Origin of the sequence: Methanosarcina spelaei (assembly GCF_002287235.1) — an archaeon.
Lineage (GTDB): Archaea > Halobacteriota > Methanosarcinia > Methanosarcinales > Methanosarcinaceae > Methanosarcina > Methanosarcina spelaei.
Genome location: NZ_LMVP01000135.1, coordinates 1 through 24,476 on the forward strand (window position 1 = coordinate 1; position 24,476 = coordinate 24,476).

The 24,476-nt window shown below is 38.2% G+C and carries 22 protein-coding genes and 2 pseudogenes; 10 read left to right on the forward strand and 14 right to left on the reverse strand.

The annotated features are described in order from the left end of the window. Window positions 1-626 precede the first annotated feature (626 nt). From ASJ81_RS08505 to ASJ81_RS08515, 3 genes are all read left to right on the forward strand, one after another. Complete coding sequence (locus ASJ81_RS08505; protein WP_095644100.1) at window positions 627-1,898, forward strand: replication protein A; 1,272 nt, start codon at window positions 627-629, stop codon at window positions 1,896-1,898. Continuing rightward, window positions 1,899-2,468: an RPA family protein gene (locus tag ASJ81_RS08510; RefSeq protein ID WP_095644101.1), complete on the forward strand. Its 570-nt coding sequence runs from the start codon at window positions 1,899-1,901 to the stop codon at window positions 2,466-2,468. A 368-nt stretch (window positions 2,469-2,836) separates the two neighbouring features. After that, a complete protein-coding gene (locus tag ASJ81_RS08515) occupies window positions 2,837-3,751 on the forward strand; it encodes a YcdB/YcdC domain-containing protein (RefSeq protein WP_245859962.1) in 915 nt (304 codons plus the stop codon). A gap of 325 nt (window positions 3,752-4,076) precedes the next feature. Here the strand turns inward: ASJ81_RS08515 and ASJ81_RS08520 are convergent, their stop codons facing one another. The 5 genes from ASJ81_RS08520 to ASJ81_RS08540 form a co-directional block, all read right to left on the reverse strand. Beyond that, window positions 4,077-4,772, reverse strand: a complete 696-nt coding sequence (locus ASJ81_RS08520; protein WP_245859969.1) for an ATP-binding cassette domain-containing protein — start codon at window positions 4,770-4,772, stop codon at window positions 4,077-4,079. Window positions 4,773-4,774: 2 nt separating this feature from the next. Further along, window positions 4,775-5,818, reverse strand: coding sequence for an ABC transporter ATP-binding protein (locus ASJ81_RS08525; protein ID WP_095644103.1), 1,044 nt, complete (start codon window positions 5,816-5,818; stop codon window positions 4,775-4,777). After that, the gene (gene nikC / locus ASJ81_RS08530; protein WP_095644104.1) at window positions 5,815-6,714 is read right to left on the reverse strand and encodes a nickel ABC transporter permease subunit NikC; all 900 of its coding nucleotides are present in this window, start codon (window positions 6,712-6,714) and stop codon (window positions 5,815-5,817) included. Before nikC ends, ASJ81_RS08525 begins: the two co-directional genes overlap by 4 nt. Continuing rightward, window positions 6,698-7,711, reverse strand: a complete 1,014-nt coding sequence (nikB, locus tag ASJ81_RS08535; protein ID WP_245859965.1) for a nickel ABC transporter permease — start codon at window positions 7,709-7,711, stop codon at window positions 6,698-6,700. Before nikB ends, nikC begins: the two co-directional genes overlap by 17 nt. Before the next feature lie 65 nt (window positions 7,712-7,776). Further along, the gene (locus tag ASJ81_RS08540; RefSeq protein ID WP_095644105.1) at window positions 7,777-9,351 is read right to left on the reverse strand and encodes an ABC transporter substrate-binding protein; all 1,575 of its coding nucleotides are present in this window, start codon (window positions 9,349-9,351) and stop codon (window positions 7,777-7,779) included. A 748-nt stretch (window positions 9,352-10,099) separates the two neighbouring features. On the opposite strand from ASJ81_RS08540, the gene ASJ81_RS08545 reads away from it, so the two are divergent. The 3 genes from ASJ81_RS08545 to ASJ81_RS08550 all read left to right on the forward strand — a co-directional run bounded on the left by ASJ81_RS08545 (window position 10,100) and on the right by ASJ81_RS08550 (window position 11,834). Further along, complete coding sequence (locus ASJ81_RS08545; RefSeq protein ID WP_095644106.1) at window positions 10,100-11,002, forward strand: class I SAM-dependent methyltransferase; 903 nt, start codon at window positions 10,100-10,102, stop codon at window positions 11,000-11,002. 183 nt (window positions 11,003-11,185) lie between these two features. Further along, window positions 11,186-11,353 (forward strand): hypothetical protein, encoded by a 168-nt coding sequence (locus ASJ81_RS22735; RefSeq protein ID WP_170943251.1) that lies wholly within the window; start codon window positions 11,186-11,188, stop codon window positions 11,351-11,353. 259 nt (window positions 11,354-11,612) lie between these two features. Next, window positions 11,613-11,834, forward strand: coding sequence for a hypothetical protein (locus ASJ81_RS08550; protein WP_095644107.1), 222 nt, complete (start codon window positions 11,613-11,615; stop codon window positions 11,832-11,834). 150 nt (window positions 11,835-11,984) lie between these two features. Here the strand turns inward: ASJ81_RS08550 and ASJ81_RS08555 are convergent, their stop codons facing one another. Then, the gene (locus ASJ81_RS08555; RefSeq protein WP_095644108.1) at window positions 11,985-12,545 is read right to left on the reverse strand and encodes a metallophosphoesterase; all 561 of its coding nucleotides are present in this window, start codon (window positions 12,543-12,545) and stop codon (window positions 11,985-11,987) included. Window positions 12,546-13,152: 607 nt separating this feature from the next. Here ASJ81_RS08555 and ASJ81_RS08560 point away from each other — a divergent pair. Further along, window positions 13,153-13,416 (forward strand): hypothetical protein, encoded by a 264-nt coding sequence (locus tag ASJ81_RS08560; protein WP_095644109.1) that lies wholly within the window; start codon window positions 13,153-13,155, stop codon window positions 13,414-13,416. A 244-nt stretch (window positions 13,417-13,660) separates the two neighbouring features. On the opposite strand, the gene ASJ81_RS08565 is transcribed toward ASJ81_RS08560, so the two are convergent. The 8 genes and pseudogenes from ASJ81_RS08565 to ASJ81_RS08600 form a co-directional block, all read right to left on the reverse strand. Beyond that, complete coding sequence (locus ASJ81_RS08565; protein WP_170943255.1) at window positions 13,661-14,449, reverse strand: DUF7839 domain-containing protein; 789 nt, start codon at window positions 14,447-14,449, stop codon at window positions 13,661-13,663. Beyond that, entirely contained in the window at window positions 14,449-14,970 is a 522-nt protein-coding gene (locus ASJ81_RS08570) for an ArsR family transcriptional regulator (RefSeq protein ID WP_048108753.1), read from the reverse strand. The genes ASJ81_RS08565 and ASJ81_RS08570 overlap by 1 nt, the downstream gene beginning before the upstream one ends. A gap of 63 nt (window positions 14,971-15,033) precedes the next feature. Further along, window positions 15,034-16,071 (reverse strand): deoxyhypusine synthase, encoded by a 1,038-nt coding sequence (locus ASJ81_RS08575; protein ID WP_095644111.1) that lies wholly within the window; start codon window positions 16,069-16,071, stop codon window positions 15,034-15,036. A gap of 315 nt (window positions 16,072-16,386) precedes the next feature. Further along, window positions 16,387-16,884 carry a pyruvoyl-dependent arginine decarboxylase gene (locus tag ASJ81_RS08580; RefSeq protein WP_095644112.1) on the reverse strand — a complete coding sequence of 166 codons (498 nt, stop codon included), beginning with the start codon at window positions 16,882-16,884 and terminating at the stop codon, window positions 16,387-16,389. Window positions 16,885-17,128: 244 nt separating this feature from the next. After that, a complete protein-coding gene (locus ASJ81_RS08585; RefSeq protein ID WP_095644113.1) occupies window positions 17,129-18,196 on the reverse strand; it encodes a transposase in 1,068 nt (355 codons plus the stop codon). A gap of 406 nt (window positions 18,197-18,602) precedes the next feature. Continuing rightward, window positions 18,603-19,064 (reverse strand): hypothetical protein, encoded by a 462-nt coding sequence (locus ASJ81_RS08590; protein WP_170943252.1) that lies wholly within the window; start codon window positions 19,062-19,064, stop codon window positions 18,603-18,605. 741 nt (window positions 19,065-19,805) lie between these two features. Beyond that, a complete protein-coding gene (locus ASJ81_RS08595) occupies window positions 19,806-20,318 on the reverse strand; it encodes a hypothetical protein (RefSeq protein ID WP_212556052.1) in 513 nt (170 codons plus the stop codon). 611 nt (window positions 20,319-20,929) lie between these two features. After that, window positions 20,930-21,944, reverse strand: a pseudogene (locus ASJ81_RS08600) (IS1634 family transposase); the annotation flags it as partial. On the opposite strand from ASJ81_RS08600, the pseudogene ASJ81_RS08605 reads away from it, so the two are divergent. The 3 genes and pseudogenes from ASJ81_RS08605 to ASJ81_RS08615 form a co-directional block, all read left to right on the forward strand. Beyond that, a pseudogene (locus ASJ81_RS08605) lies at window positions 21,926-22,098 on the forward strand (IS1 family transposase); the annotation flags it as partial. The pseudogenes ASJ81_RS08600 and ASJ81_RS08605 sit on opposite strands and share 19 nt — an antisense overlap. Window positions 22,099-22,496: 398 nt before the next feature. Next, window positions 22,497-23,147 carry a hypothetical protein gene (locus ASJ81_RS08610; RefSeq protein WP_095644129.1) on the forward strand — a complete coding sequence of 217 codons (651 nt, stop codon included), beginning with the start codon at window positions 22,497-22,499 and terminating at the stop codon, window positions 23,145-23,147. A gap of 377 nt (window positions 23,148-23,524) precedes the next feature. Next, window positions 23,525-24,376 (forward strand): nitrilase-related carbon-nitrogen hydrolase, encoded by an 852-nt coding sequence (locus ASJ81_RS08615; protein WP_095644115.1) that lies wholly within the window; start codon window positions 23,525-23,527, stop codon window positions 24,374-24,376. The last annotated feature ends 100 nt before the right edge of the window (window positions 24,377-24,476 follow it).

Sequence of the window (24,476 nt, forward strand, 5' to 3'; positions counted from 1 at the left end):
TAAGCTATTTTGATAAAAGTTTCACTTTAGAAAGTAGCGGAGCGTATTGATTTTAGATAAAATATTCAAAAAAAATATCTAATGAATAAACAAATTCTTTGGCAAAAATGCCAAAGAATTTGTTTTTCAAGATTATTGCAGCTTTTTGAGGTAGTTAGCAGAGAAAATTGTAGGTTTGAGGAAAGAACAATAAGAGAAATCACTAGATTATGGAATTGTGTCCATATTTTTAATTTTTTACAAAAACGGGTTAGCTCTTTGTAATAATGCTACAAAATTTTTGGGCAAATAAGTTTAAGTATAGTATGCGCACATAGTCTCTTAAAAAAAATTTAATGATGAACTGAAGTAACTTCAAAATTGAGCTCAAGCAGGAAGCAGGAAGTATGCACAGGGAATTTAAAAACAGTCTCAAAATAATAGTTTTTCCTCTGCATCAGATTGAGTTTCTAGGGCCAATTTCTTATGGTCTCTCAGTCTTTAAGAAGAGTTTTACCAGATACCGAACGCTGGCCTTGATGGGAATACTTTCAATCTGCTTTCCTTAACTTTATATGTTGTGGCGTTGTAGTTTAAAACGCCTCTCTACACAATACAAGATAAACAAGAGGCTTGAGGTAGGAAGAATGAAACAAATAGCCCAATCTATTCGAGATCGATTTTTGAAACTTGGCATCGATGTACCTGTAGAGGATATCGAAAGCAGACTTGATGAACTGATTACGAAGTTTAAAGTTCCTTCAAACGAAGCTCAGCGCAGCGTGACCAATTACTTTTTGAAGAAATATTCTATTCCTAAGAATGAATTTTACACCAGGCAGGCTGAGCCGCAGCTTACTAAGATTATGAATATTTCGGAAAATGGACAGTGGGCAAATCTTAAGGCAAAGGTTGTCCAGCTCTGGGAAAATACTCATGAGTCCATCTCTCAGGTAGGATTACTGGGAGATGAAACCGGAATTATAAAGTTTACCGAATGGAAAAATGCCGAACTGCCTGAGCTTGAACAGGGAGAGAGTTATCTTTTCAGGAGCGTTGTTATAGGAGAGTACAATGGCAGATTCCAGGTTCAGCTTAATAAGAATACTTCTATAGAAAAATTGGATGAAGTCATTGAAGTTGGAGGCGGTGACTTCACACCGGCTGCAAGAGAATCCGAACTCAGGAATATTTCCGACCTTTCTGGAGGCCAGTGGGCTACAGTCAAAGGAAAAGTAGTTCAGCTCTGGGAAAATTCTCATGAATCGATTGAGCAGGCAGGGCTTATAGGGGACCCCACAGGGGTTATCAAATTCACTAACTGGGCCAGTTCCGAGCTTCCTGACATGGAAGAGGGCAAGAACTACATGTTGAAAAATGTAGTTGTCAACGAATGGGGCGGTAAGATCCAGATTCAGCTTAACAGATCAAGTTCCATAGAAGAACTTGATGAAGATATCAAAGTCGGGTCCTCAACTTCCACATATTTCGGAGCAATGGTGGACATCCAGACCGGTTCAGGCCTTATAAAGCGCTGTCCTGAGTGTAAAAGGGCTCTGGTTAAGGGTGCCTGTCCGGAGCACGGAAAAGTAAAAGGGGAATATGACCTGAGGATAAAAGCGGTTCTGGACTCAGGAACTTCCACTCAGGATATCCTGATTAATAGAGAACTTACTGAGGAGCTTGCAGGACTTTCTCTCGATACTGCAATTGCAATGGCTGCTGACGCTCTCGATCCCGGGGTAGTGTTGGATACTATAAAACATGAGCTTGTAGGCAGGTACTATACCGTAACCGGGCACAAGCTTGATCGCTACATCCTTGTGGATTCCATTACTCCCAAGACTTCTCTGGATAAAGAGATGCTTGATGAGATGCTTTCGCTTAATGAAACATTTACAAAGCTGGAGGTGCAGTAAATGCCAGGCTTTTTCAGAGAAGCTGCCCGCAGAGTTTTTGCCCAGGAACTGAAGGATTCGAACCTGACTTCAAGGGACGAAAGTGATCAGTATGCTCCACAGTATGTCCTGACACCCACAGGAGCTAAAGTAAACCGCATCTTCCTTGTTGGCACACTTATCGAAAAGGAAGATATCGGTACCGATTCCGAGTACTGGAGGGGAAGGGTTTCGGACCCTACAGGTTCTTTCCTGGTCTATGCCGGACAGTACCAGCCCGAAGCAGCTCAGTTCCTTGCTGAGTGTGAACTACCAGCTTTTGTAGCAGTTGTGGGCAAAACCAGTACATATACCACAGATGACGGGAATGTCCTGACTTCTATCCGCCCCGAGTCTATTCAGCAGGTAGATGAACTTACCCGGAATCTCTGGGTGCTTGATACTGCAAAGCAGACGCTTGAAAGGATAAGAGCAATTGAAGCAGAGGAAGATCAAAACTCAAAACTTGCAAAAGAACACTACTCGACTGATACCGGTTACTACCGCGAAATAGTCAAAAAGGCTCTTGAGTCCCTCAAAGAAAGAGAATAAAATCAAAACAAGTGAAAACCATACTATCAAAATCGGGGGATGAATGCCCCTAAACTTTTTATTTTATTCGAATACTACGCTAGCTTATTGCGTGGATGAAAACTTCCCCGGTAACCATTGATTGATGATAGTATAATTATCAATTCCATTTTCGGTTATTAACTTCTGCTCAAACTAAATTGTTTAGGGTTATTATTTTCCTTTAAAGGAATTATATGGCTACTTTCACCGATGTCACTGTTTTTCTGAAGCAGCCAACTATGCAAGAAACCAAGTCGAAAAAGAGTTTGGAGATGCAGTAGATGTTGCCAATAATAGATTTATAGGAAATTCAAACTTGTATTTAAAACTTTATGGAAGAGAAGATCATGAAACTTAGTCAAATTTGTATCTTGACTTTGGTACTGGCAAGTGCAATATTTGTGGCTTTTGCTTCTGAAGAGGGAGGAATAATCTTTACGAAAGAAGATGCAAAGCAAACAAAATACCTTGATCCGTCAACTGCAAACGTAAATATTAGTTTTGAGGATGCAAAAAACAAGATAATATCAGAAAATCCGGAAGTAATCAATGAATCTATCCATGGAGAACTGATTGATGATGAAAATTTTGGGATAATCTGGCAAATAAGCTCAAAAACAACTAATGGAAAAAGCATCTTAACAGGAATAGATGCCTCTAATGGAGAGCAACTTTTTGTATACGATGGATCAAAGAATGTACAGGGCAAAGACAGTGTAAGCAAAGATGATGCTCTGGAAATAGCAGAAGAATATATCAAATCCAGGGTTTCAGCGGATAAAATTAATGATATTGAGCTTGAACATATAAACTACAAAGAACCTCCGGCTGACGATCTCCCTGGAACTTACAAAATTAGCTACGCAAGAATTATCCGGGGAATACCTTCTCTTTCTGATGGAATACAGGTAGAGATCAACGCGGAAACAGGCGAAGTTTCAAGCTATCGTAAAAGATGGTCTATGGATGAGGAAGAACTAGCACTCATTGATACGGAACCAGGCGTTACGGATGAAAAAGCAGTTGAGATTCTCAAAGAATACATGAGTAACGAACCTTCTATAGGAGAAGAAAAAGCAAATACTGTAAAAGTTATTTCGTCGAACCTTGTCTGGAAAGAGGACGATGAAGATAAAATTCATCTGGCATGGTGGATCCGATTCATGGATTCAAGTTTTGCAAAGGACGCTACCTATCCTGCTTCAGTATGGATTGACGCACATTCAGGAGAAATGTTGCTGTTTGATTATTACAGAGACTAAGTTCAAAAGAGTTCTAACTTTCCATTCCTCTTTGCATAAAAGTACGTAATTATTTATTCTCAAGGAACTTTTGTTCCTTTTTTTCCTTTCACCTGTCCCTTTTCCTTTCACCTGTCCCTTTTCCTTTCACCTGTCTCTTTTCCTTTCACCTGTCTCTTTTCAGGTATTCTATGTTTTTTTCTCTTAACTCAACTTTCAAAGAAATAATCTGCAAAGGGAATTCAATAGCTCGCAGGGAAAAATCCTTCAGTAATACTATCTCGTCATCATTAAAATGTCCTATATAATTACTTAAAATGGTTCAGAATTCTTTTGTCTTTGAGGGTTAACGTGACACTATTTTAAAATTAACAATTTTTCCTTTCTCCATAAAGGCAATCTCGTCACTCATCCATTCAACAACCTTAATATCGTGGGAGATAAACAGAAAACTTATCTTGAACTTGATTTGCAGTCCCTTAAGAAGCGAAAGAATTTGAGCTTGGACAAGTGGGTCTAGCATCGAAGTAGGCTCATCCGCTACTATTAATTCCGGTTTCATGCTAAGGATTCTTGCAATTGCAACTCTCTGAAGCTGACCTCCACTTAGCTCTTTGGGATAGCGAAAAAGAAGCTCTTCATTAAGGGAAACAATTTCAATAAGTTCCTTTATCCTCTCCAATTCTTTGTCTTTAGCGCAAAGCCTGTGAAGCCTTAAAGGTTCTGCAATTATATCATAAACTTTCATCTTTGGGTTCAAGCACGATTCAGGGTTTTGAAAAATGATCTGCATCCTGGTTCCCAGGTATTTTAAAGAGTGGCCTTTAAGTATTGAAATATCCTTACCATCAAAGATAATGCTACCTTCTGTCGGTTCAAGCAATCTTAACACTGTTCTTCCAAGTGTGGATTTCCCACAACCACTTTTTCCAACAAGACCTAGAGTCTTCCCTTTTTCTATCCTGAAATTTACTCCATCTACGGCCTTGTTAACCTTAATCTGGAAAAGCCCGGAATAATAATGCTTTTTCAGATCTTTCACTTCTAACAATGCCGTATGCCCACCTCCGCACACCCAGGAGAAGGAGTATCTGGGATCAAATGTGGTTCTCTTTTTACATTCTTACTATTTTTTTCAGAAAATAAGCAGCGAGCAAAATGATCATCTACATGTTCCAATAGGGTTGGGTGGATTTTTGAGCAGTCTACCAGCTGGTTACTACATCGGGGATGGTACCTACAACCGGAAGGAGGGAAGATCAGACTTGGAGACTGACCTGAAACATTCATTAGCCCTTTTTCTGGAAGCGAATGCAGTAGTGCAAAAGTATAAGGGTGTTTTGGATCGGAGATGACCGTTGCCGTTTTCCCGATTTCAACGATTTCTCCAGCATACATCACTGCAGTCCTATCTGTAAGTTTAGTAGAGACGTCCAGATCATGAGTAATTAAGAGCATGGAAGAATTTTCCTTCTTGACAAGCTTGGCAATTATTTCAAGAATTTGCAATTTTATATCAGGATCAAGCCCCTTTGTAGGTTCGTCTGCAATAAGAAGTCTTGGCTTGAGAGCAAGCGCTACTACCATCATAACCCTCTGCAGCATCCCACCACTGAACTGATGAGGATACTCAGACTTTCTTGAAGAATCTATTCCAACAAGCTCAAGCATCTCTGAAGCCTTCTTTTCTGCATCTTTTTTTTTCATGCCTTCATGGTATCGATAAATTTCAGCAATTTGACTACCTACAGAGAGTACCGGGTTAAAACAGATTGAAGAGTCCTGTAGCATGATCCCTATTTCCTTTCCTCTCAGACTCCTCATTTCTTTTTCAGAAAGACTTAAAATATTCTTACCCCTGTAAACGATTCTCCCTTCTATCCTTGCATTATTTGAGAGCAGCCTTAAAAGGGCTTTTCCAAGGGTAGTTTTTCCACAGCCTGTTTCTCCAATAAGCCCAAAAATCTCTCCTTCTTTGATCTCAAAGGAAATGTTCTCGTTTGCTTTTACAAGGCCCTTTGAGGTTTTGAAAGAGACATTTAGGTTTTCTACTGAAAGAAGTTGAGTGGAGAGGAAAGAAATACTCATCTATCCAGCACCTCCTGTTTAGCATACTGTCCCAAGCTGGCTCTTAATCCGTCTGCTGCAAAATTTAAAGCAAAAACTGTAAGCATAATCATGAGACCTGGAACAAAACAAAGGTGAGGATATGTGCGCAGGTATGGAATTCCGGATTTGAGCATAGAGCCCCATTCGGGCGTAGGAGGCTGGATTCCAAGTCCTAGAAAACTTAGAGCAGAGGCAAAGATTATCACATGGGCAATCTCAAGAGTCCCAAGAACGATTACAGGTTCCATGCAGTTTGGAAGTATATGTTTTCGCATGATGTAGAAATTTGAGGGTCTAAGAGCCCTTGCCGCTTCCACAAAATCTCTTTTTTTTAAAGAGAGGACCTGTCCGCGTACAAGCCTTGCATAAACAGGCCATTGAGTAAGGGATAAGGAAAGGACGACACTTAAAAACCCCGGCCCCAGCAGTCCTGCTATCATAAGGGCAAGAATGATATTGGGGAAAGCCAGCATCACGTCTACGCCTCTCATAAGGATTTCATCAAACAGGCCTCCTTTATACCCTGAAAGCAACCCAAGAGAGGTACCTGCAATGGATGTAGCTGCAACAACAAGAATTCCAATGCCGAGAGAGATGCGTGTGCCATAAATCACTCTTGAAAAGATGCAGCGCCCAAATTCATCAGTTCCTAAAGGGTATTCATGGCATGGGCCAAGAAGTCGTTTGTCAAGTTTCTGGGCAAAAGGATCATTTGGAGAGATATAGGGAGCAAATAGGGCCAGAAAACATAGGATAGCAATAAACAAAATTCCGAAGAGTGCAAGTCTGTTTTTTCCAAACTCCCATAGACTTAGCCTTTTTTCATTCATAGAAGATTTTTCAGTCATTTTTATATTTTCAGTCATACATGTCATACCTGATTCTCGGGTCAAGCACTGCATACAATATATCCACTGCAAGGCTGGAAAGAGAAAAGAGCACTGCGATAAAAAGAACACAGCCCTGAACCATAGAAAAGTCTCTTGCAAAGATCGAATCAACAAGAAGTTTTCCGATACCTGGCCAGGAGAAAATTGTTTCCACAATAACAGCTCCTCCAAGAAGATAACCCAATTGCATTCCTGCAAATGTAACAACTGGGAGTAAGGCATTTTTCAGTGCATGCCGTAAAACGACAGTATACTCATCAAACCCTCTGGCACGTGCAGCCAAAATATATTCTTTCTCCATCACCTCCATAAGACTAGCTCGGGTAAGTCTGGCCGTAATTGAAGACATTGAAATTCCAAGGGTTAGAGCAGGAAGAGTAAGGTGACTCAGGCTTCCATACCCATAACTAGGGAAAATATGAAGAGTCAGGGAAAAAAGCCAGATCAGAAGAATTCCAAGCCAGAAGTTAGGGATAGAAATGCCTATCAAGGAAAAAAACGCGCAACAATTGTCAAGCAGAATATTTTTCTGAAAAGCGCTCAGAACTCCTATAGGTAAGGCGATTAGGAGAGAGATTAATAAGCCGGCAACTGTAAGTTCTATAGTTGCCGGCAACTTCAAGAGTATTTCTTCAAGGACATCATCAGAGGTTATAATAGATCTTCCAAGATCAAGATGCAAGAGATGATCCAGCCATATAAAGTACTGGAAATAAACAGGAGCATCAAGTCCTTCTGCTTCCCTGACGGATTCAATCTGGCTTTTATCAAGATCTTGTCCATATCTCTCAAGAGCTATGAGCTCAGCAGGATCTCCTGGCGCAAGGTACATGGCAAAAAAAGAAACAAGAGTAACCCCTGCTATTACTATTAATACCATGGCCAAGCGATTTGCAATGTACTTCCACATAGATATTCTTCTTATGTTTCTGTCGTTTTCTGATATCGGTCTCTTAACTTCTGATGCTTTCGGATATTCCATTTTAAGGTTTATCTTCCCGTCTGTGAAGTTTCTAATGTTCTGTCCTTTCGGAACCTTGTTTTAATTTACTTTCTTTCAAGATAAACTCCAGAGAGGTCCAGCCAGGGATCTTCTGCTGTTATCACAAAACCTTTTACAGAAGGCCCGGTTGCTACTACCTTTTCTTCATGTACAAGATAGAAAGCAGGGACTTCTTTTATTACAAAATCTTGTAGAGCGTAATAGAGTTCTTTCTGCTTCTGCGGATCTATGGTCGAATCTGCTGCATCTACAAGCTGGTCATAGGTTTCATTGTGGTAGTGAGAGTAAGGACTTTTAGAATGGTGAATAAAGAAGTGTTTTGGATAGGGACCCCAGACAAAATAGCCAGTTCTGAGTATCATGCCAAAGTTTCCCACACCTTCTAGTTTACTGATCGCTCCCTCATCAAGTACTTGAATTTCCACATTCATTCCTATTTTTCTGAGATCTTCCTGCGCAACCTGAGCCATAAGAGTATGCCTGGCTGCCCATGCACCCTTACTTACAAGCAAGGTACAATTCAAGGGACTTCCATCTTTTTCAAGAATTCCATCCCTATTGGAATCTTCCCATCCTGCTTCTTTAAGTAGAGCCTTTGATTTATCAAGGTCTTGCGAATATGTTTTCAGGTTAGGGTCAGAGTACATCATGTTGGGAGAATACGGTCTTCCTTCTGCCGGTTTTCCAACGCCGTTAAGGACATCGTTCACTAAGGCTTTGGTATCTATTGCGTAGGCAACACTCTGGCGTACTTTTGTATCGTTAAAAGGAGTTTTATCGCAATTGAACTGCAGGAAATCCGTAAAAGTACTTAGCTTCTTTTGAACCTGGATACCTTTTTTGGCTTCGAGCCTCTTGACATCATACTCTGGAACCTTGATAATCATATCCAGTTCTCCGTTCTCAAACGCCATAACTTGCGTAGAAGGATCAGGGATGATTTTAAAACTAACTTTATTAAGCAGAGACTTATTTCCCCAGTAAGCATCATTTCTTATAAGCACTATTTCCTGATCTTTTTTCTGCGATTCAAACTTAAATGGTCCTGTCCCTACCGGTTTGATGAAATTTCCTGCTTTATCAAGACAACCAGGCCCCATTATGGGCCAGGCTACATGAGTCAGGTAAAAAGGTAGAGGCATGGGTTTTTGGAGAACAAATTTCACGGTATAGTTATCAAGAGCCTCTATACTTTTAATCGGTTTCAGTACTGCCTGTCTCACATAGGATTTGTCAGAGTAAGAAAACACAACCGAATCTGCGTTAAAAGATGTACCGTCATGGAAGGTCACATTCTTGCGTAGGTGGAAGATCCATGTCGTCCCGTTGTCAGGCGTTTCCCATGACTCGGCAAGTCCCGGGATAATATTCAGGTTAGAGTCAAGCCTTACAAGGGTTTCATAGACCTGAGACCACACAAACCTGGCATCACCATCCGCAAACTTGTCAAGATACCAGTTGTTAACGTCTGAACTTATGCCCACAACAAGGTCCTGAGAGTTTTCCACGAAACTGTCTCCTTTGGCAGTTTCATCGTTTTCTCCGCTTATGCAGGCGCTTGCACCAATTACTGCAAGCAGCATGCAGGTTAGTAAAATAAGCTTGAAATTTCGATCCATAAAATAATCCTCAATTCAGCTAAAAGGACTTCTAAAAGGACTTTTAAAGAGGCTCCCTCGAGGAAAAATCGAAGAACACGATTTATCTCGAAACTAAAAACCAGTTTAAACACTGTATAGGCTAGAAATATAATACATTTGAAAGATAATACATTTGAAAGATAATACATTTTTAATATCGTTTTACTGTAAACATATTATTATAATAAATATGAATTTAATAAATTATTGTAATACCTAGTTATATAAAAAAGTTTTCTTATAATACTAAATGTAAACATTGTTAACATAAATATTGTCTGGTTGAAAGCCTGAACAAATAAACCAATTCTCAATTATCTCGAAAATAGGGGTAGAATATCGTGCTCAACTGGCGAAATTGGTGGCGTGTTACTGCACTTATAGTTCAATTCGTTTGTATTCGGTTAAGGAATCTGTTAACGTTAAAATGGCTACTTCAATTATCTATACGTATCGATTTACATTTGTAGGTTTTCAAAAACAATAAAAATAACATATTTCTTATAGATCGTGTCTTAACCGAATACAAATGCATTGCAATTCAAGAAAATCTCCATTTTTCTATATTGTCAATTGGAATTCAACAGGTGTAACTTCTTTGGTTGTCAGCTCTGACGAATTTGTTTTACCATTTAACAAGATATATATATTCATATTTGTATTTGTTTTTGTAACATATTTTGTCAATTTTAAACAATTTTATATGTATGTAGTTTGAGCTGATAATATGGACCCATGTAACATTGACTGGAATGAAGTCTGGAAAGGGACGTTGGAAAGAGAATTAGAATCGAACAAAAATGTAGATTGTTCAGCTATATGGCACAATAAGGAAAGGGCCAGACGCTTCTGGGAGATGTTTCAGGATAATAACGCAAAGACAATAACCGAAAAGAGGATTAAGGGCATGAAACTCTCTTCTGACTCCAGAGTTCTTGATATAGGGTCAGGGCCCGGTACCCTTGCAATTCCGATTGCACAGCAGGTAGCTCATGTAACTGCTGTTGAACCTTCTGACGGCATGATGAGCGTCATGAAGGAAAATATTGAAGAGTACGGAATCAAGAATATCAACTGTGTACACAAAGATTGGGAAGCCATTGATGTCGAATCCGATCTTTCTGCTCCTTATGATGTGGTTTTTGCTTCTTATTCCTTGGGCATGAAAGACATACGGACTTCAGTTCAAAAGATGATAGATGCTTCTTCAAGGTATGTTTATCTGTACTGGTTTGCGGGAGAAACTTCATGGGATATGCATTCTCGAATACTCTGGCCTTTCCTTCACGGATATGAGTATCAGCCAGCCCCGAAATGCGATGTTCTCTACAATGTGCTCTACAGTATGGGAATCTACCCAAATGTCAAAGTTTTCCCTTTCGAGCACGTCCACAGGTATGCAACTTTTGAAGAAGCAGTTGAGGATTTCAAGTCGTATTATAATGTAACCTCAAGTACCCAGGAGACCATTCTCAGGTCCTATCTGAAAGGTATTCTTGAGGTAAACAATGGGAATCTTATTCAAAGAGGGTGGTCCACCAGAGTAAAAATGTGGTGGAAAAAACAAACTGAGGAGATCGGGGATCTTAATGAACCGCTATTTCCTCTAGAAAACACACGTTTCTGTTAAGCTTGAACACAATTTTTTTGAGGCTTTTTACGTATTTCAGAGCAGCACTGTCAGGTCTACAGGGAATAAAAATCATTTCCAACACAAGTCAAATTTATAACTTGTCTATTCCTCGTAGACTTGACAGAATTTCACGGATACTGGGTAAGAACTACTCTTTAGTCGTGAATCAGGTTGATGTAAATGACAAAAGTCTGGTTCTCTCTGTGTAAAAACGGAAGAGAAACCGAGTCCGGAACTGTGAAAGCGGACGGGACTCCTGAGGACAAGATATTTGCAGTAGCTGCATACATCGAAAGCGGAGTGACCAGCTCTACTTTTTGTGTGAATATTCCCATAATTTCCTTATAAAAACCAATGAGGTTTTGAACTGAAAATCATTTTATCCATAAAGAATGGCTAAGAGTCATTTTGAAACTCTTCTATTTAATTTATAAATTTTGCTATATTCTGTAAATGTTTGTATTGTCAACGGTCTCAGAGCCAGAAAAGGCAAAATATACATAAATAAAAGAGACATGGTATAAAATGAATAATTTGTGTTTGAGTGAAATTTCGGAGTAATATTATTTAAGTAGTAATATAATTTAACAATATGTGAGATGATTCTGTGAAAACCTATCTTCTGGTCTGGTTCAGCAGTGAAGGGACCCGTCCGTCGGAAGTAAACCAGCGGTTGATGTCTCTGGGTTTCGAGCCTATGAAGGGCAGCTATGATTTTGTGTACAACTGGAATAGCAATGTCAATGTTGAGACAATTCTCGAATTTGGGGATAAAGTATACCTGAGCCTTCAGGGCACAGGCGTTATGTTCAAATTGGAAACACTGTAAATAGGGCTTGCAAAAATTGAATTTCCCTGACCCTGTGCTTAGCAAGTAATGTGCCGAATTTAAGCAGCAAATAAACTACTGGTCAGGGTTAATTCTACAGGTAGTCCAGATTGTGAATCCTTGCATGTAATCTATGCCAGTTTCAGACGCTTAAGCATTTTTTTCGTTTCGATTTTTTTCCTGCTCACCCTTCTTCAGGGAATCCCGAAACTTTATATAATCACAGGTAGCTCCCTCAAGAGTAATTATTCTACCATTAATACTTCCTTTTTCTATTATAAGTTCTACAACACTTGGGTTTGACATCCTGGATCTGGTAGGAGAGCCAGGACAAACAAGCACAACATCTTTTTTCTCTATCAATGGCCGGTGCAAATGACCGAAAATCAGAATATCTACCCCCATCTCTTTTGCGAGATAACCCTGTGCAGTTGTATCGGTAACCGAAAGTCCTCCTTCATGTACAACTCCGATTTTTACACCTTCAACTTCGAATTTCAGTCTTTCTGGAAGGAGCTTTTTGAGTTCGGAAGTGTCATCGTTTCCAAAAACGGCTTTTAACTTGCCGCTGGCGTTGAAGGCGTTATAGGCTTTTACGGTACTGAAATCTCCTGCATGGACTATAAGGTCACATTCTTCAAGCAGCGTTTGAAGTTGCTGGGGAATTTCTCCGGTTTTCATATGAGTATCGGAAAGTACAATCATCTTCATGGGTAATCTCCTTATTATAAAATATACCCTTTAAAGTTAAATCTGTACTGCAAGCCTTTTCAAAAAAGGCTTGAGCGAAAACACCGAGCAACGGCGTGACAATTGGCGCACTGCAAGCCTTTTCAAAAAAGGCTTGAGCGAAAATCCCGGTCAACGGCGTGACAATTGGTGCACTGCAAGCCTTTTCAAAAAAGGCTTGAGCGAAAATCGTTCGAAAAAGTAGGGATAAAAGTCATTTCTTCCTATTCAGGCATTTCATTCGTGTTTGGGAATGATAAAAATATAACTTCAGAATATTTTGATAAACTTAACTTCTAATAATTGTAATGTATCAAATATAAATGACCCGCCAAAATTGGTGTTTTTCGAAATTATCTTCATATTTCAGTTTAGGAATTAATCTATAGTTCCATTTACCATAATCATTTCTGGTAACAAAACCCTTGATATTATATCTGAATCATTCCTAACTATATTGGAAGCTATATCTGAATCATTCCTAACTATATTGGAAGCTATATCTGAATCATTCCTAAATATATTGGAAGTTATTGACCGGTAAGATCATGAAAACAAGGATTGAAACAAAAATAAATTGAGGTCAAACATGAAAAGACTTACTAAGAAAGCATGGTTTCACAAAAGGCGTATTGGTTGGGGCGTTAGTCCAGCTAGCTTAGAAGGCTGGTTGGTAACTGTTGGGTTTATAATTATTGCTCCGCTTGTAGGTATGCATTATAGTGAAGAGAGTATAACCAGATATGTTATTCTTATAGCAATGGCGGTTATCCTTATTGCAATTATTCTTCTAACTGGTGAGGCACCAGGCTCTGAACTATGGGATGAGTTAAAGAAAAAAAATGATAGGTAAGGAAATCAATGCGTTTATTTGAATTTATAAAACCCTTCCAAAATGGAGGAGTATATATCCGTTCGAGATAAGTTTATGCAGTTAAACAAAGCAAACTTAAACATGGAGGCAGATAATTATTCCGGAGAATCCAGCTATTTTGAGAGGTTCTGATAAAACTGTCCAGTAGTGACAGTACTCGGAAAAATTAGGATTTTTTGATTCAGACCCGCAGGTCTGGAATTCATTTAAAAATTAAAGAGAATTACTCGAGAGTCAGGTCTACGAGTTCATACTCAAGGTTTTCGGTTTCCAACCTGTTAAGAAGGGAAGGAACCTGTTCATCTACTGAGACTACAAGGGATGATAAGCCATGGTATGCAGCCTCAATAACTGATTCGTTACTTCCGAACATAACATTTGGGGTTATGCCGATCTTACGCAGAGCGATAAGTGCTTCGACACCGATAGCTGCTATATAAGGTTTTGAGCTTGTCAGGGATCTCAGGCGTTCAATATCTATTTTTCTTGATCCTCCACGCTCAATTCTCGGAACCTTGCATATTGTAACCGTAGCATTTTCCAGGTCAATCAGGCCTCGCAAGCTCGTTACTCCCACGTCTTCTCCGGCAGATGCATCGGAAATTACACTGCCTGATGCACCTGTTTTTTCCGTACTACTTACGTACAGGAGTCCTCTTTCCATTTTCAGGTATACTTGCTCGCCTTCTTTTACATCCTCTTTTGCAATCGCTGTCCAGGTTGAGACATGGCTGATTATATCCTCCATGACAAAGCGGGCGTATTGCTTCATTTCCGTGGCATTTTCAAGGACCCATTCCACACCTTCTTTTGTAATCCTGTACCTGACCCGGCCCTCAGTAACTATCAGCCCGTCATTTACAAGTTCTTTAATATATTCAGAAACTGCCTGGGGAGTTATTCCTATCTTTGCAGCAATTTCTTTTTGTCTTACATTAGGCTGGTGGGCTGCAACTTCGATAAGGACCTGAAATTTGGTTACTCCGCTTTTAGTCTGGAGGATTTTAATCATCAATCGTAGTTCTCCTCTACATCTTCAATTAATTTTAATCTTTGCCCCATTACAGAAAGCCTTTCGGATCTACGGGCAACAGCACAAATATAAAATGGGTTTCTATTAAGCGTCCTTGTGAGGTTGCTCATGGAGGTATTGCCTTCTTCTACTAGCCTTTCCAGTTCTTCCATCGCATCTTTGACCTCTTCATATGGCTTGAAGGTCAGCATAATGATATCGCTCAAATCCTCAAAAGAACACTGAAAATTAACCTGAACCTTGGAATAGGAACTGTGGTATTCTTTGGAGGGTTTTTGCCCTGCCTCCGGAACTCTCCACTGGCTCTCCAGGAGCCCGGCTTTTTTCAGGATATGAAGGCTTTTTGATGAGTCTGTACCCATGAATTCATCTATCTCTGCTCTGGTCATCCACTTGTTTGAAAGTGTGTCAAATATTTTTTTGTGAGTTCTTGACCCAAAAGTCCTGAGTAATGGTACTAAATAGGAAGGATCGTTAATTATTCGAGTTCTTTTACCCATTTACTCCTCTCCTTCTCGTCTTACGTTATAAGCTTTCAAATATAATAAAGATTTGTAATTTGATTACTCTCTATAATCAACATCAAGCCCTTCAGGCTCTTTCCAGTTAAAAATCGGAGCTTTTCGTTTCAATTCACGGCATTTTTCATGAAGTGCATGGGCCACAATAGGGAGAGCGATAGTAGCATCCACGAAGACCTGCACTTTTTTTGCCTGAGCTGCAATTTTTCCCCAGGAAACGGCTTCATCGAAAGTACAGCCTGAAAGACCTCCCCAGTGAGGAGCATCAGTAGTGTATTGAATTGCATAATCATGCCCTCCGATATGCATTCCAAGAATAGAAGCTATTACTTCGGTCTGCTGGATAAAATTCTTGGGGACTCCACCTCCAATATAAACAACTCCGGTTTTTCCTGATTTTTCGACAATCTGCGTGACCTCATCAACATCTTTTATCTGGTCAATATCAAGTTTCAGTCCTCTTCTTCTTGCAATAGTAAGCCCGATTCCTATTGAGCTGTCAGAAAGTGCAGGAACGAAGATAGGGATATTGTGCCTGTATGCACTTACGACTATAGAATCCTCGGCCGCTCCACGCCTTACAAGTTCTTTTCCTAGCAGATACATGAACTCCCTTGAGGAACAGGATATTTCCCCGATTTCTTCTGCAAAATCCGCAATCAGGTTATCTGCAGTTCTGAACTCTTCCTCAACTGCAAAAACATCATAAATTCTGTCCACTCCATGCTCAAAGAGATTTTCATCATCAACCAGATGTGAACCCACATAGTGTTTCTTGCCGAGAGCTTCATGTGAGTCATGGAACATGTTCGCTCCTGTGCTTACAAGGCAGTCTATCATCTTCTCCTGGATCATATACGAGATAACCCTACGCATGCCAGCAGGAACCATAGCTCCTGACAGGCCCATAAGCACAGTCATATTTTCTTGTTTTAGCATGTTATGCCAGGCCTGGACAGATTCGGCCAGCTTTCTTCCCTGGAAGCCTGTCTTAAGCATTCCGTCCATCAGTTCGCTTACAGACCTGTCCTTTACATCTATCGGAACGGTTGGGTTATCTGTGAACACATTAAGATGCATACCATTCTCCTAATAAGCAGATAATGATAGTTTTGCATGTGATTTCTAAGACCTGAAGACACTTGGCAACAGGCGGTAAGAAATGCAAATAGCACTAATAATTATATAATTTATTAAATATCAATATATGCAGACTCTTCCTCGACAATATCAACAGAGATGAACCTTCCTCAGGAAACTAATTTGTCAGGCTTGAACCAGGATCAAAGAGTGTGAAATTGACAGCATGATGAGCATACTTTATTTCCAGAGTGAAGTTCTAAACAATCGCAGAAATTGTTGTAGGTATACTGTTAATGCTCAGATTGTTAATGTTCATATAGTAAAGACTGCTACGGATATCACGGTCATCCAGTCTCCATGCTCATCTACAGAAGATGACCTGGGAAAACTGAGAGTCCTGAGGGGGGCTTCGTTTGTCCATGTACTGTACATGCTTCGTGCAAGTTTTTCGGAATGTTTCCCAACGTCCTGCGCGGTCTCTCCATATGCATGGTATTCTGATATGTAACCGTGCCTGTTTATGGTTTGTGGGAATGCACAACCAACTGATGCACTGAGCGTTCTTCTTGGCTCATTGGAAGAAATCCTGGACATTACGCAAAACACAATCTCTCCGGGACTTAACTCTTCAAGCCCTTTCTCTCTGGATACAACCTCACACTTGGGGGGTAGGATAGAACTTACAGTTACAAGGTTAAATTTCTCAATACCTGCATCCCGGAGTGCAACTTCAAATGATTCAAGATTTTCGGGGTGTCTACCAACTCCACTTGTAAAAAATACTTTTTTGGGAATTAATTTCGTAATCATCTTTGCAGCCTTGCGAAATAATCAATTTAAGCTTAATTCAAATGGCAATTATTATTTTTAAGCGTTGCCCTCAATTCTGCTGGAAAGAGCTCAATTCTTATTTATTTAGTTAATTGTGAATATAAACATTATATTAATTATTCTATTTTTCTCAATGTTTTTTTGGTTCAGGTCCAGTCTATGCTGGAATTTTGCAAATAGATATTATTATAGCCCCCTCCCTATTTCTTCATTCAGATAAGGCTTATAATTCCTTTCTGCCTTTAATGCCGTAATTTACAGTTATCCCCACTAAAAGTACAGCTAATGAACAGTACTTTTGGACAGAACTCCTTGTATATCTGTGCAAATCCTCCATAGAGTATGCTTTCTTCGCCAATTTGAATACATCCTCTATGATTGACCTTATAGATCTGAACTCTTTCCATTTGCTTATTAGCTCTTTAAATTTTGCAATTATTTCTTTGTAAAATTTTATTTCCTTTTCAATATTTCTTTTTGAATCAAAGATTTTCAGAGGATATCTCAGCATATTGAAAAGTTTCTTAAAATTACAGTTTTTCCTTGGGAATATTAAAGGAACCACTTTAAACTCTCTTACAGATATAACATAGTTATCATAAGAGTAGTATCCTCTATCAGCATAGATAACGTCTCCTGCTTTTATTATTCTCCTTCTCTTAAGTTCTTTAAGTATTTCGGGATAAATTTTAGGTTCTGATACATTTGCTTCATTAATTAGAAACGCTAAAGGTTTCAATGTTTGAGATTCAAGTGCAAGAGTCAGTTTCATACCAATGAAGAAACCTCTGTGGGTTGAGTAACCCCATTTGTATTCTTTGTTTTCTAGACTTTCTTTGGTAATCTTTTTAGCGTGCCAGTTAAGGTTAAGGTTTATGTCAGTACTGTCAATAATAATGCCTTTTGATCCATTTTGTCTCTTAGGGCATAAATCCTTTAAAAGTTCAAAAACAAAAGCAGTAAACTGTTGTGGTTCATAATTACTAAGAATACCATAAATTTCCTTTTGTGTAGGTATTGAACTGATTTTTAAAAAAGTTCTCAAGCTTTCTCTTTCTTCTAATTCTTTGATAGCGTAGGAGATTTCACAGGAAAAAAACATGCTCAGAAGGACAATTTTAATAGCAGGCACTGACTTTTGGAGGGGCAGAATGCCCCTCTTTGTAAGGATTTGTCTGCAAGATCTCAAATCAAAAACGTTTAATATCTCGGACAACAATTTCCATTTGAAATCTTCTTTTAGTGATATAAGCGGAGCTTTTCTTACAAAAAACACATTGTATTGACACATTGCCGTGTGATAAAATGAACAATGTCAGAAAAAAATCAATAAGTGCACAGATATATTTGAATTGTATGAAGAAAACAGATACTTGGAGCCCATTTATACATTATCATATATACTTCTGTCGAATTAAGGTTAGAATAAGTAAAACCTACATTCTGCAGATGTACACAGATGTAGAATTTATTTGCCGATTTGCCATATCCCCTCATCAAACCCGATTTTAAGTTTTAGCTTATTGCCTTATTGAGATGATAAGTGGCATTTTTGTGTGTATCTGCGGAAAGTGGGATAAAAATAATACCGAGACAGAATTAGAAGAAGAAAAATCAAAGAAAAAAGTAAATGGAAATTTTGGAAAATAACAAGATTAAAATAGATTTCTTCCTCACTCATTTGCTCTTACATTAATTTAAGCTACAACCCATGTTCCGAAGACACCAAATGTTTCAGTTCCACTTACCTTCTTACCGTAGACTTTGATTGTCCATGGCGTTGCATCCCACGCTCCTGTCTTTTTTGTTAACTTTACACCCGTACAACCATCTATTTTTCCATCATAACTGTCAGAATAAGGTCCGTATTTTTTTCCATCGGGTGCAATTATAGTAAGTGTTAGAGAATTTTTGGGGTTACCCCAGTCACATTCTATCGTTATCGATTTAACTTTTTTTCCGATATTTATTTTTCGTGTATCGGTTTGTCCTTGTTTTAGGCCGTGGCCGTCTGAAGCGCTTATGGAAATGAGATTATCGATGTAGTTAATGTTAATAGGCTGAGAAGCTGGACTAACTTCCTTTACTGGAACCATAGAACTATCTTCCTTGGCTGAAACTACAGACACAGCCATCATACTCACAACGATACATAACACAAATAATTTCCATGTTTTCATATTATCACAAATAAAAATAAAGAGGTTTAATTATAAATAGTTAATCTAATTTTCTTAATTTGAATACATTTTTTATAGTAATCCTATTTATATAATATAAACAAAAAATAGTATTATTTTACTCAATTCCCAAATCAAATTTGATATTATAATTATTAATATGCAAAAATGATTTAATGCATTTATATCTTTCCAATATAAATTAAAACTATGTACTAATTACAATAATGTTGTTTTTCTTAAAAGTTTGATTTCAAGTCAAAATTGTGCAAAAAAGACATATAAAGCTTTTAAATTTAGGACTTATGCACTTGAGGAACAAAATCAATTACAGGAAAGACTGTAAATTAAATTGAACTTTAAAAGAAACACGATTTTTGCCTGAATTTTCAATAAAAACTAATAGCAAGAAGCACCTTTGCAAATTGGTAATTGTATTACCCAGTGATCATCGGTTAAGGAATTTTCTTGCCTGCTAGCTATCGATTTTGCATCCAAATCCTGCTTTAAGGTTTAGCCTATTTACGTGGAATCGATGCCCTATTCCAGCTTATAACTTATTGAACTATTTGATAAGTGTTGAGGATTTACGCAATTTGTCATGATTCCTCACTTAACCGAAGACGCATGAGAAGGAATTCGTTTATTACTAAAAGTAATTGTCAGGCAGCCTGCGAAGTGCGAAGATTCTTCTTTTGCAGTATCAGAAGCTTTTTCGGGTTATTGAGATTGTTTAGTAATGTTATTATGAATCTCAGAATATTTCGGGCTATCTGGATAAAAGACGCTCAATGTTGAATCTACATTTTGTACTCTCCGAACGCCCTGATTATACGGAAAAATAATAGTGAGCACGTCGGAATGAATCCCTAATTTTCGAGAGTCATGCATATAATCATGACCCTCTTTCTGCGAAACGTTTGTCAGCTGGATTGTGGCACTGTTAAGTCCTATATCCTTTATTTGCATTTCTGGAAATTTGAAAAATATTTCCTTCATTTTTGGCTCTATATTTTTACTGCCAAAAAGGAATATATATGCCTTGGCAAATGGAGATAGATGATATTCAACATCAATTGTTGCATTTGTTCCACTAAACTCCATTACTATATTGTCAATATGGATATACTTTCCTTCCCTATATTGCTCAGAGTTCATTGCTGGAGCTATTCTTGCAGCCAATAAAACGGCCGAAATAATAAAGGTAATTATAACTATTGATTTTAAGTTCATAGTGACTCAGTTCCAGAATCTAGTTATAAAAATAAATGTAACATCATTACATATTTATAATTTTATAATTGAACCTATCAATAACTCAAAACTGTTTCTCCGAATCTGGAATTCAGAATAATCAATGAGTTTTTGATCACATTTAGATCACAAGGGATTGTTCTGAAACTTCTATCAGGTTTGAGTATAAGGCTGGTTTTAGGATAAGCTCTCTTTATCTCTTCACTCCAGCCTCCTCCGTCATATAGCACCCGAAATAGGTGTTTTTCTCTACTTTTCTCAGGATATTGTTTATATTTTCAAGTGCAACTTCCATCTTTTCTATTCTCTTCTCGATCTCTTTAATCTGACAAGAATTACTTGGTCTGTAGTCATAATTTCAGCCCTCGTATATATTTACAGGTTAGCTTAATAGAAGCTTTTGATGTATATTTCTGTATGCTCTTTTTGTATGTTCTACAATCATTTATATAGTCAACGTGCTTATTCCAAAACTCAATATTGCTTCTCTGAATTTTAACTTTGCTTTCAAAGATGATTGATTTTCCGTTATCTTGCGGCTTTATTTGTGTATGCCTAACAAAAGAATAATCCTACAAATAACGATTATGTTAAGATGGTAGATGTTTCCCCATGTTCAGAAAAGAAAATAATGATGCTTGCTTTGTGTCCATTTCTTCCACAATAATTTTGCTTTCTTTGGATTCTTTTTCCTGGACTACACAATCCTAATCTCAGACAGTTTTTTAACTAGTTGTTTCATAAAAAACCCATATATCTTTGTCTCCCATGCCAAATATCTGTAGAAAAGCAGGCCAATCATAACCAAATAATACATGAACCCTTATATTTTCATCCTTATGATGACATACTAATATAGGGACAAGCAAATGATCGTTCAACAGCTTAAAATCGTCTTCAACAAGGTTTTTGCTGTTACATGTTTTTACTATCTTTTTAGTACGCTACTCGTGCTTATCCGTAAACAGGATGTTTTTCCCAAATATTTTTTTACACTTTTTTTGTTCTCCTCATCAACCCAGAACCTCAACTGAGACGTTTTCTTACCTTCAGGAGCTTCAATTATTTCATATTTTATGACACTCCGGAATTTTTTCAGAATAATTTCTGAAACTTCATTTTCTACACTGCTCCTGTTTCTCTCTTTTCCTTTACTGCTTTCTAATCTTCGCTGCAAGTCTTTGAGTTGATCAATTATTTTTGATTTGTTTGTTTCATAAGTACTTTTTTGAAATTTGTAAGTCCCTTCGTTGTAGGTGATTACAGTTGTGAATTCTGTTCCGTAGAACTGGTGTTTTGTCCGTACCCAAAAATCTCGTTACTTTTTGTGTTCTTATACAGGTACTCATACCTTGAAAGTGGAACATCAAGGAGTTCCTCAGCCTGATTTGCTTTTGCGGCTCCTACAAAACTCATTTTTGAGGTTACCTTTTCAATGTTGTCTTTTGAGTTGTTACCCTTATCGAAAACAAGAACAGAATCGTCAGAACAGATATTTAATTCAGTCAGTCGATTTATAATGTTGTCTACAATGCCTGAAAATTCTTTCAAATCAGGAACATTTCTAGGATACGTTTCGTGAATAAAGGGTATATTGCACGCATTTTAACCTATGTAGAAGTCATGAGGATTAAGGTACAAAGATGAAAGAGGAGTTGAATGCAAAAATACACCTGCAAGAGAGGCAGGAATTGTGGAGTCAAAATGGACTTTAGAGGAACTGCTGACATTCAGGTGTTTTAAAACATCAATCAAATAAAAATTGACCATCAAACAATTTTTCAACATAAAAATCAAACTGTCAAACTCAGGATTAATAAACAAATTCTTTGAAAAAAATATTAAAGAGTGTGTTTTTCAAAATCATTGCAACTCATTTGAAAGTTTCACAGATCTTTTGTATAAATTTGCCAGTCTCTTCTTACATTCTCTGCACTTCTCCTTTACAAGCTCTCTCATAAGCTTTATATTATGCAGAATAGTTACATCGTGTATTACTCCCTGCAATTTTCTTGCTTACTTCTCTCACAGAAAAGTCAGGTCTTTTCGAAGATTCGAAAAGATACGGGCTCGTTTGCTTGGCTGTTCCAATAAATGTTTTCCCGGCCTGAGTCCTGAAGAATTAATTAACAACAATAAAACATGATGTCGGTACAGATGGAAGAAAAACTTAACCTTAAACTCCTGGAACTACTTGAAGGTAAGCAGCTCTCAATCAGTGGGCTTTCCAGAGAACTGAAAGCCAGAGGCATAGATGAGCACCGCCTGGTTCTTACAGGTTATCTCAGGGCACTCAGGGATCTTGAAATTCTGGAAGAAACTGAAGTTCCTCCCTCAAAGATCTATGCGTTGCCTGAAAAAACCACGGAGCTTTTATCTGAAAAAGGCAAAGAGTCCAGGTCTCCGGAACTTTCTGACCCGGAAGAAGTTTATTCTATTCTCAAGGCCCAGCTTCTTAAAATCAACCTGGATTTCAGGATTCCTGTAGGAGTATATGTGGTCTCCAGACTGTTTGAAAGGCCCTGTTTCCGCAGGGAATTGAAGCTTATAGGAATCACTCAAAAACATCTTGAGCAGTACCTGGAAAAACCCGGCATAGTCTATGAAGCTCAGGATACACATTTGAAAAAAGCCAGAGCCGACATTACGAAAATTGAGATACCTTCTGATGACCCTGCATATGAAATGCGGGAAAATAAGGAAGAAGTAATCAGGCTTGCGAATGAAGTCTTTGCAGGACTGATAAAACATAGGCTTGACCTTGAGGGTCTGGTAGCAAAGAGCAAGCAAACTACCCTTCTACCGTGAAGATCTTTACTGTTTAAATCGTAATTTAATTCTTTCAATTCATCTCTTTCAATTCATCTCTTTCAATTCATCTCTTTCAATTCATCTCTTTCAATTCATCTCTTTCAATTCATCTCTTTCAATTCATCTCTTTCAATTCATCTCTTTCAATTCATCTCTTTCAATTGATCTCTTTCAATTCATCTCTTCCAATTGATCTCTTTCAATTGATCTCTTCCAATTGATCTCTTCCAATTGATCTCTTCCAATTGATCTCTTTCAATTCATCTCTTCCAATTGATCTCTTTCAATTCATTTCTTCCAATTAGTTTCCTTAATTTGAAATCTCACATTTACAGATTTAACCAGTTTGTTGGTTGTTGGTTGGTGATCCGGACATGAAAGTAGCCTGTATCCAGATGGATGTGCTGCATTGCAGAAAGCAGGAAAACCTTGAAAAAGCCCTGCATATGGCTCTCAAAGCCGTAAGAAAAGGAGCCGAACTTATTGTTTTACCCGAAGTCTTCTCAACAGGGTTTTGCTACGAGTACTTTGACCATGCAGCAGAGATCTTGCCTTCTTCTCTCCTTGAAAACCTGGCCTGTTTCTCCGATGCCAATGACTGTGTTATCATGGGCTCAGTAATTGAAAAAGTCGTTTCGGAAGAGACTTCTGACAGTGGGAAACCCGTGGATTCTGAAAATTCTACTCTTTCGGATTTCAGTAATTCTTCGTTTTATTACAATCTCGGTTTTTGCTTTGAATCAGGCACTCTTGCAGGTAGTTATCGGAAAACTCACCCCTTCAAAACCGAAAACAGTTATTTCTCAAAAGGCAGTTCTATAGAGCCCATTTCTCTTAAAAAGCAAAATCTGAAAATAGGTTTTGAAATCTGCTATGAACTCCGCTTTCCCGAGGTTGCAAGAAAACTTTCCCTTGCCGGTTCTGACCTGCTTGTGACCACAGCCGCATTTCCCAATCCAAGGTCTGAACACTGGAAAATTCTCGCAAAGGCAAGAGCAATTGAAAACCAGATCCCACATATTGCCTGCAACCGGATAGGTTCTGCTCCTGACTGCAGTTATTTCGGAAACTCCATGATAATAGATGCCTGGGGTGAGGTAAAAGCCGATGCGGGCAATAAAGAATGCATAATAGTGCATGACCTTGACCTGTCTGGAAAAAACGAAGTCCGTAAAATGATTCCTGTTTTTGAGAATAGGAGAACTGAACTTTACTCTGAAGATTAAAAGAATATTTTAGTCTTCTTTCGATAATAATTTCTGTAACTGTTAATACTACTCCTCTTATTAGGAACTGGTTTATCTCAATTGACCGAATCTGATTTTC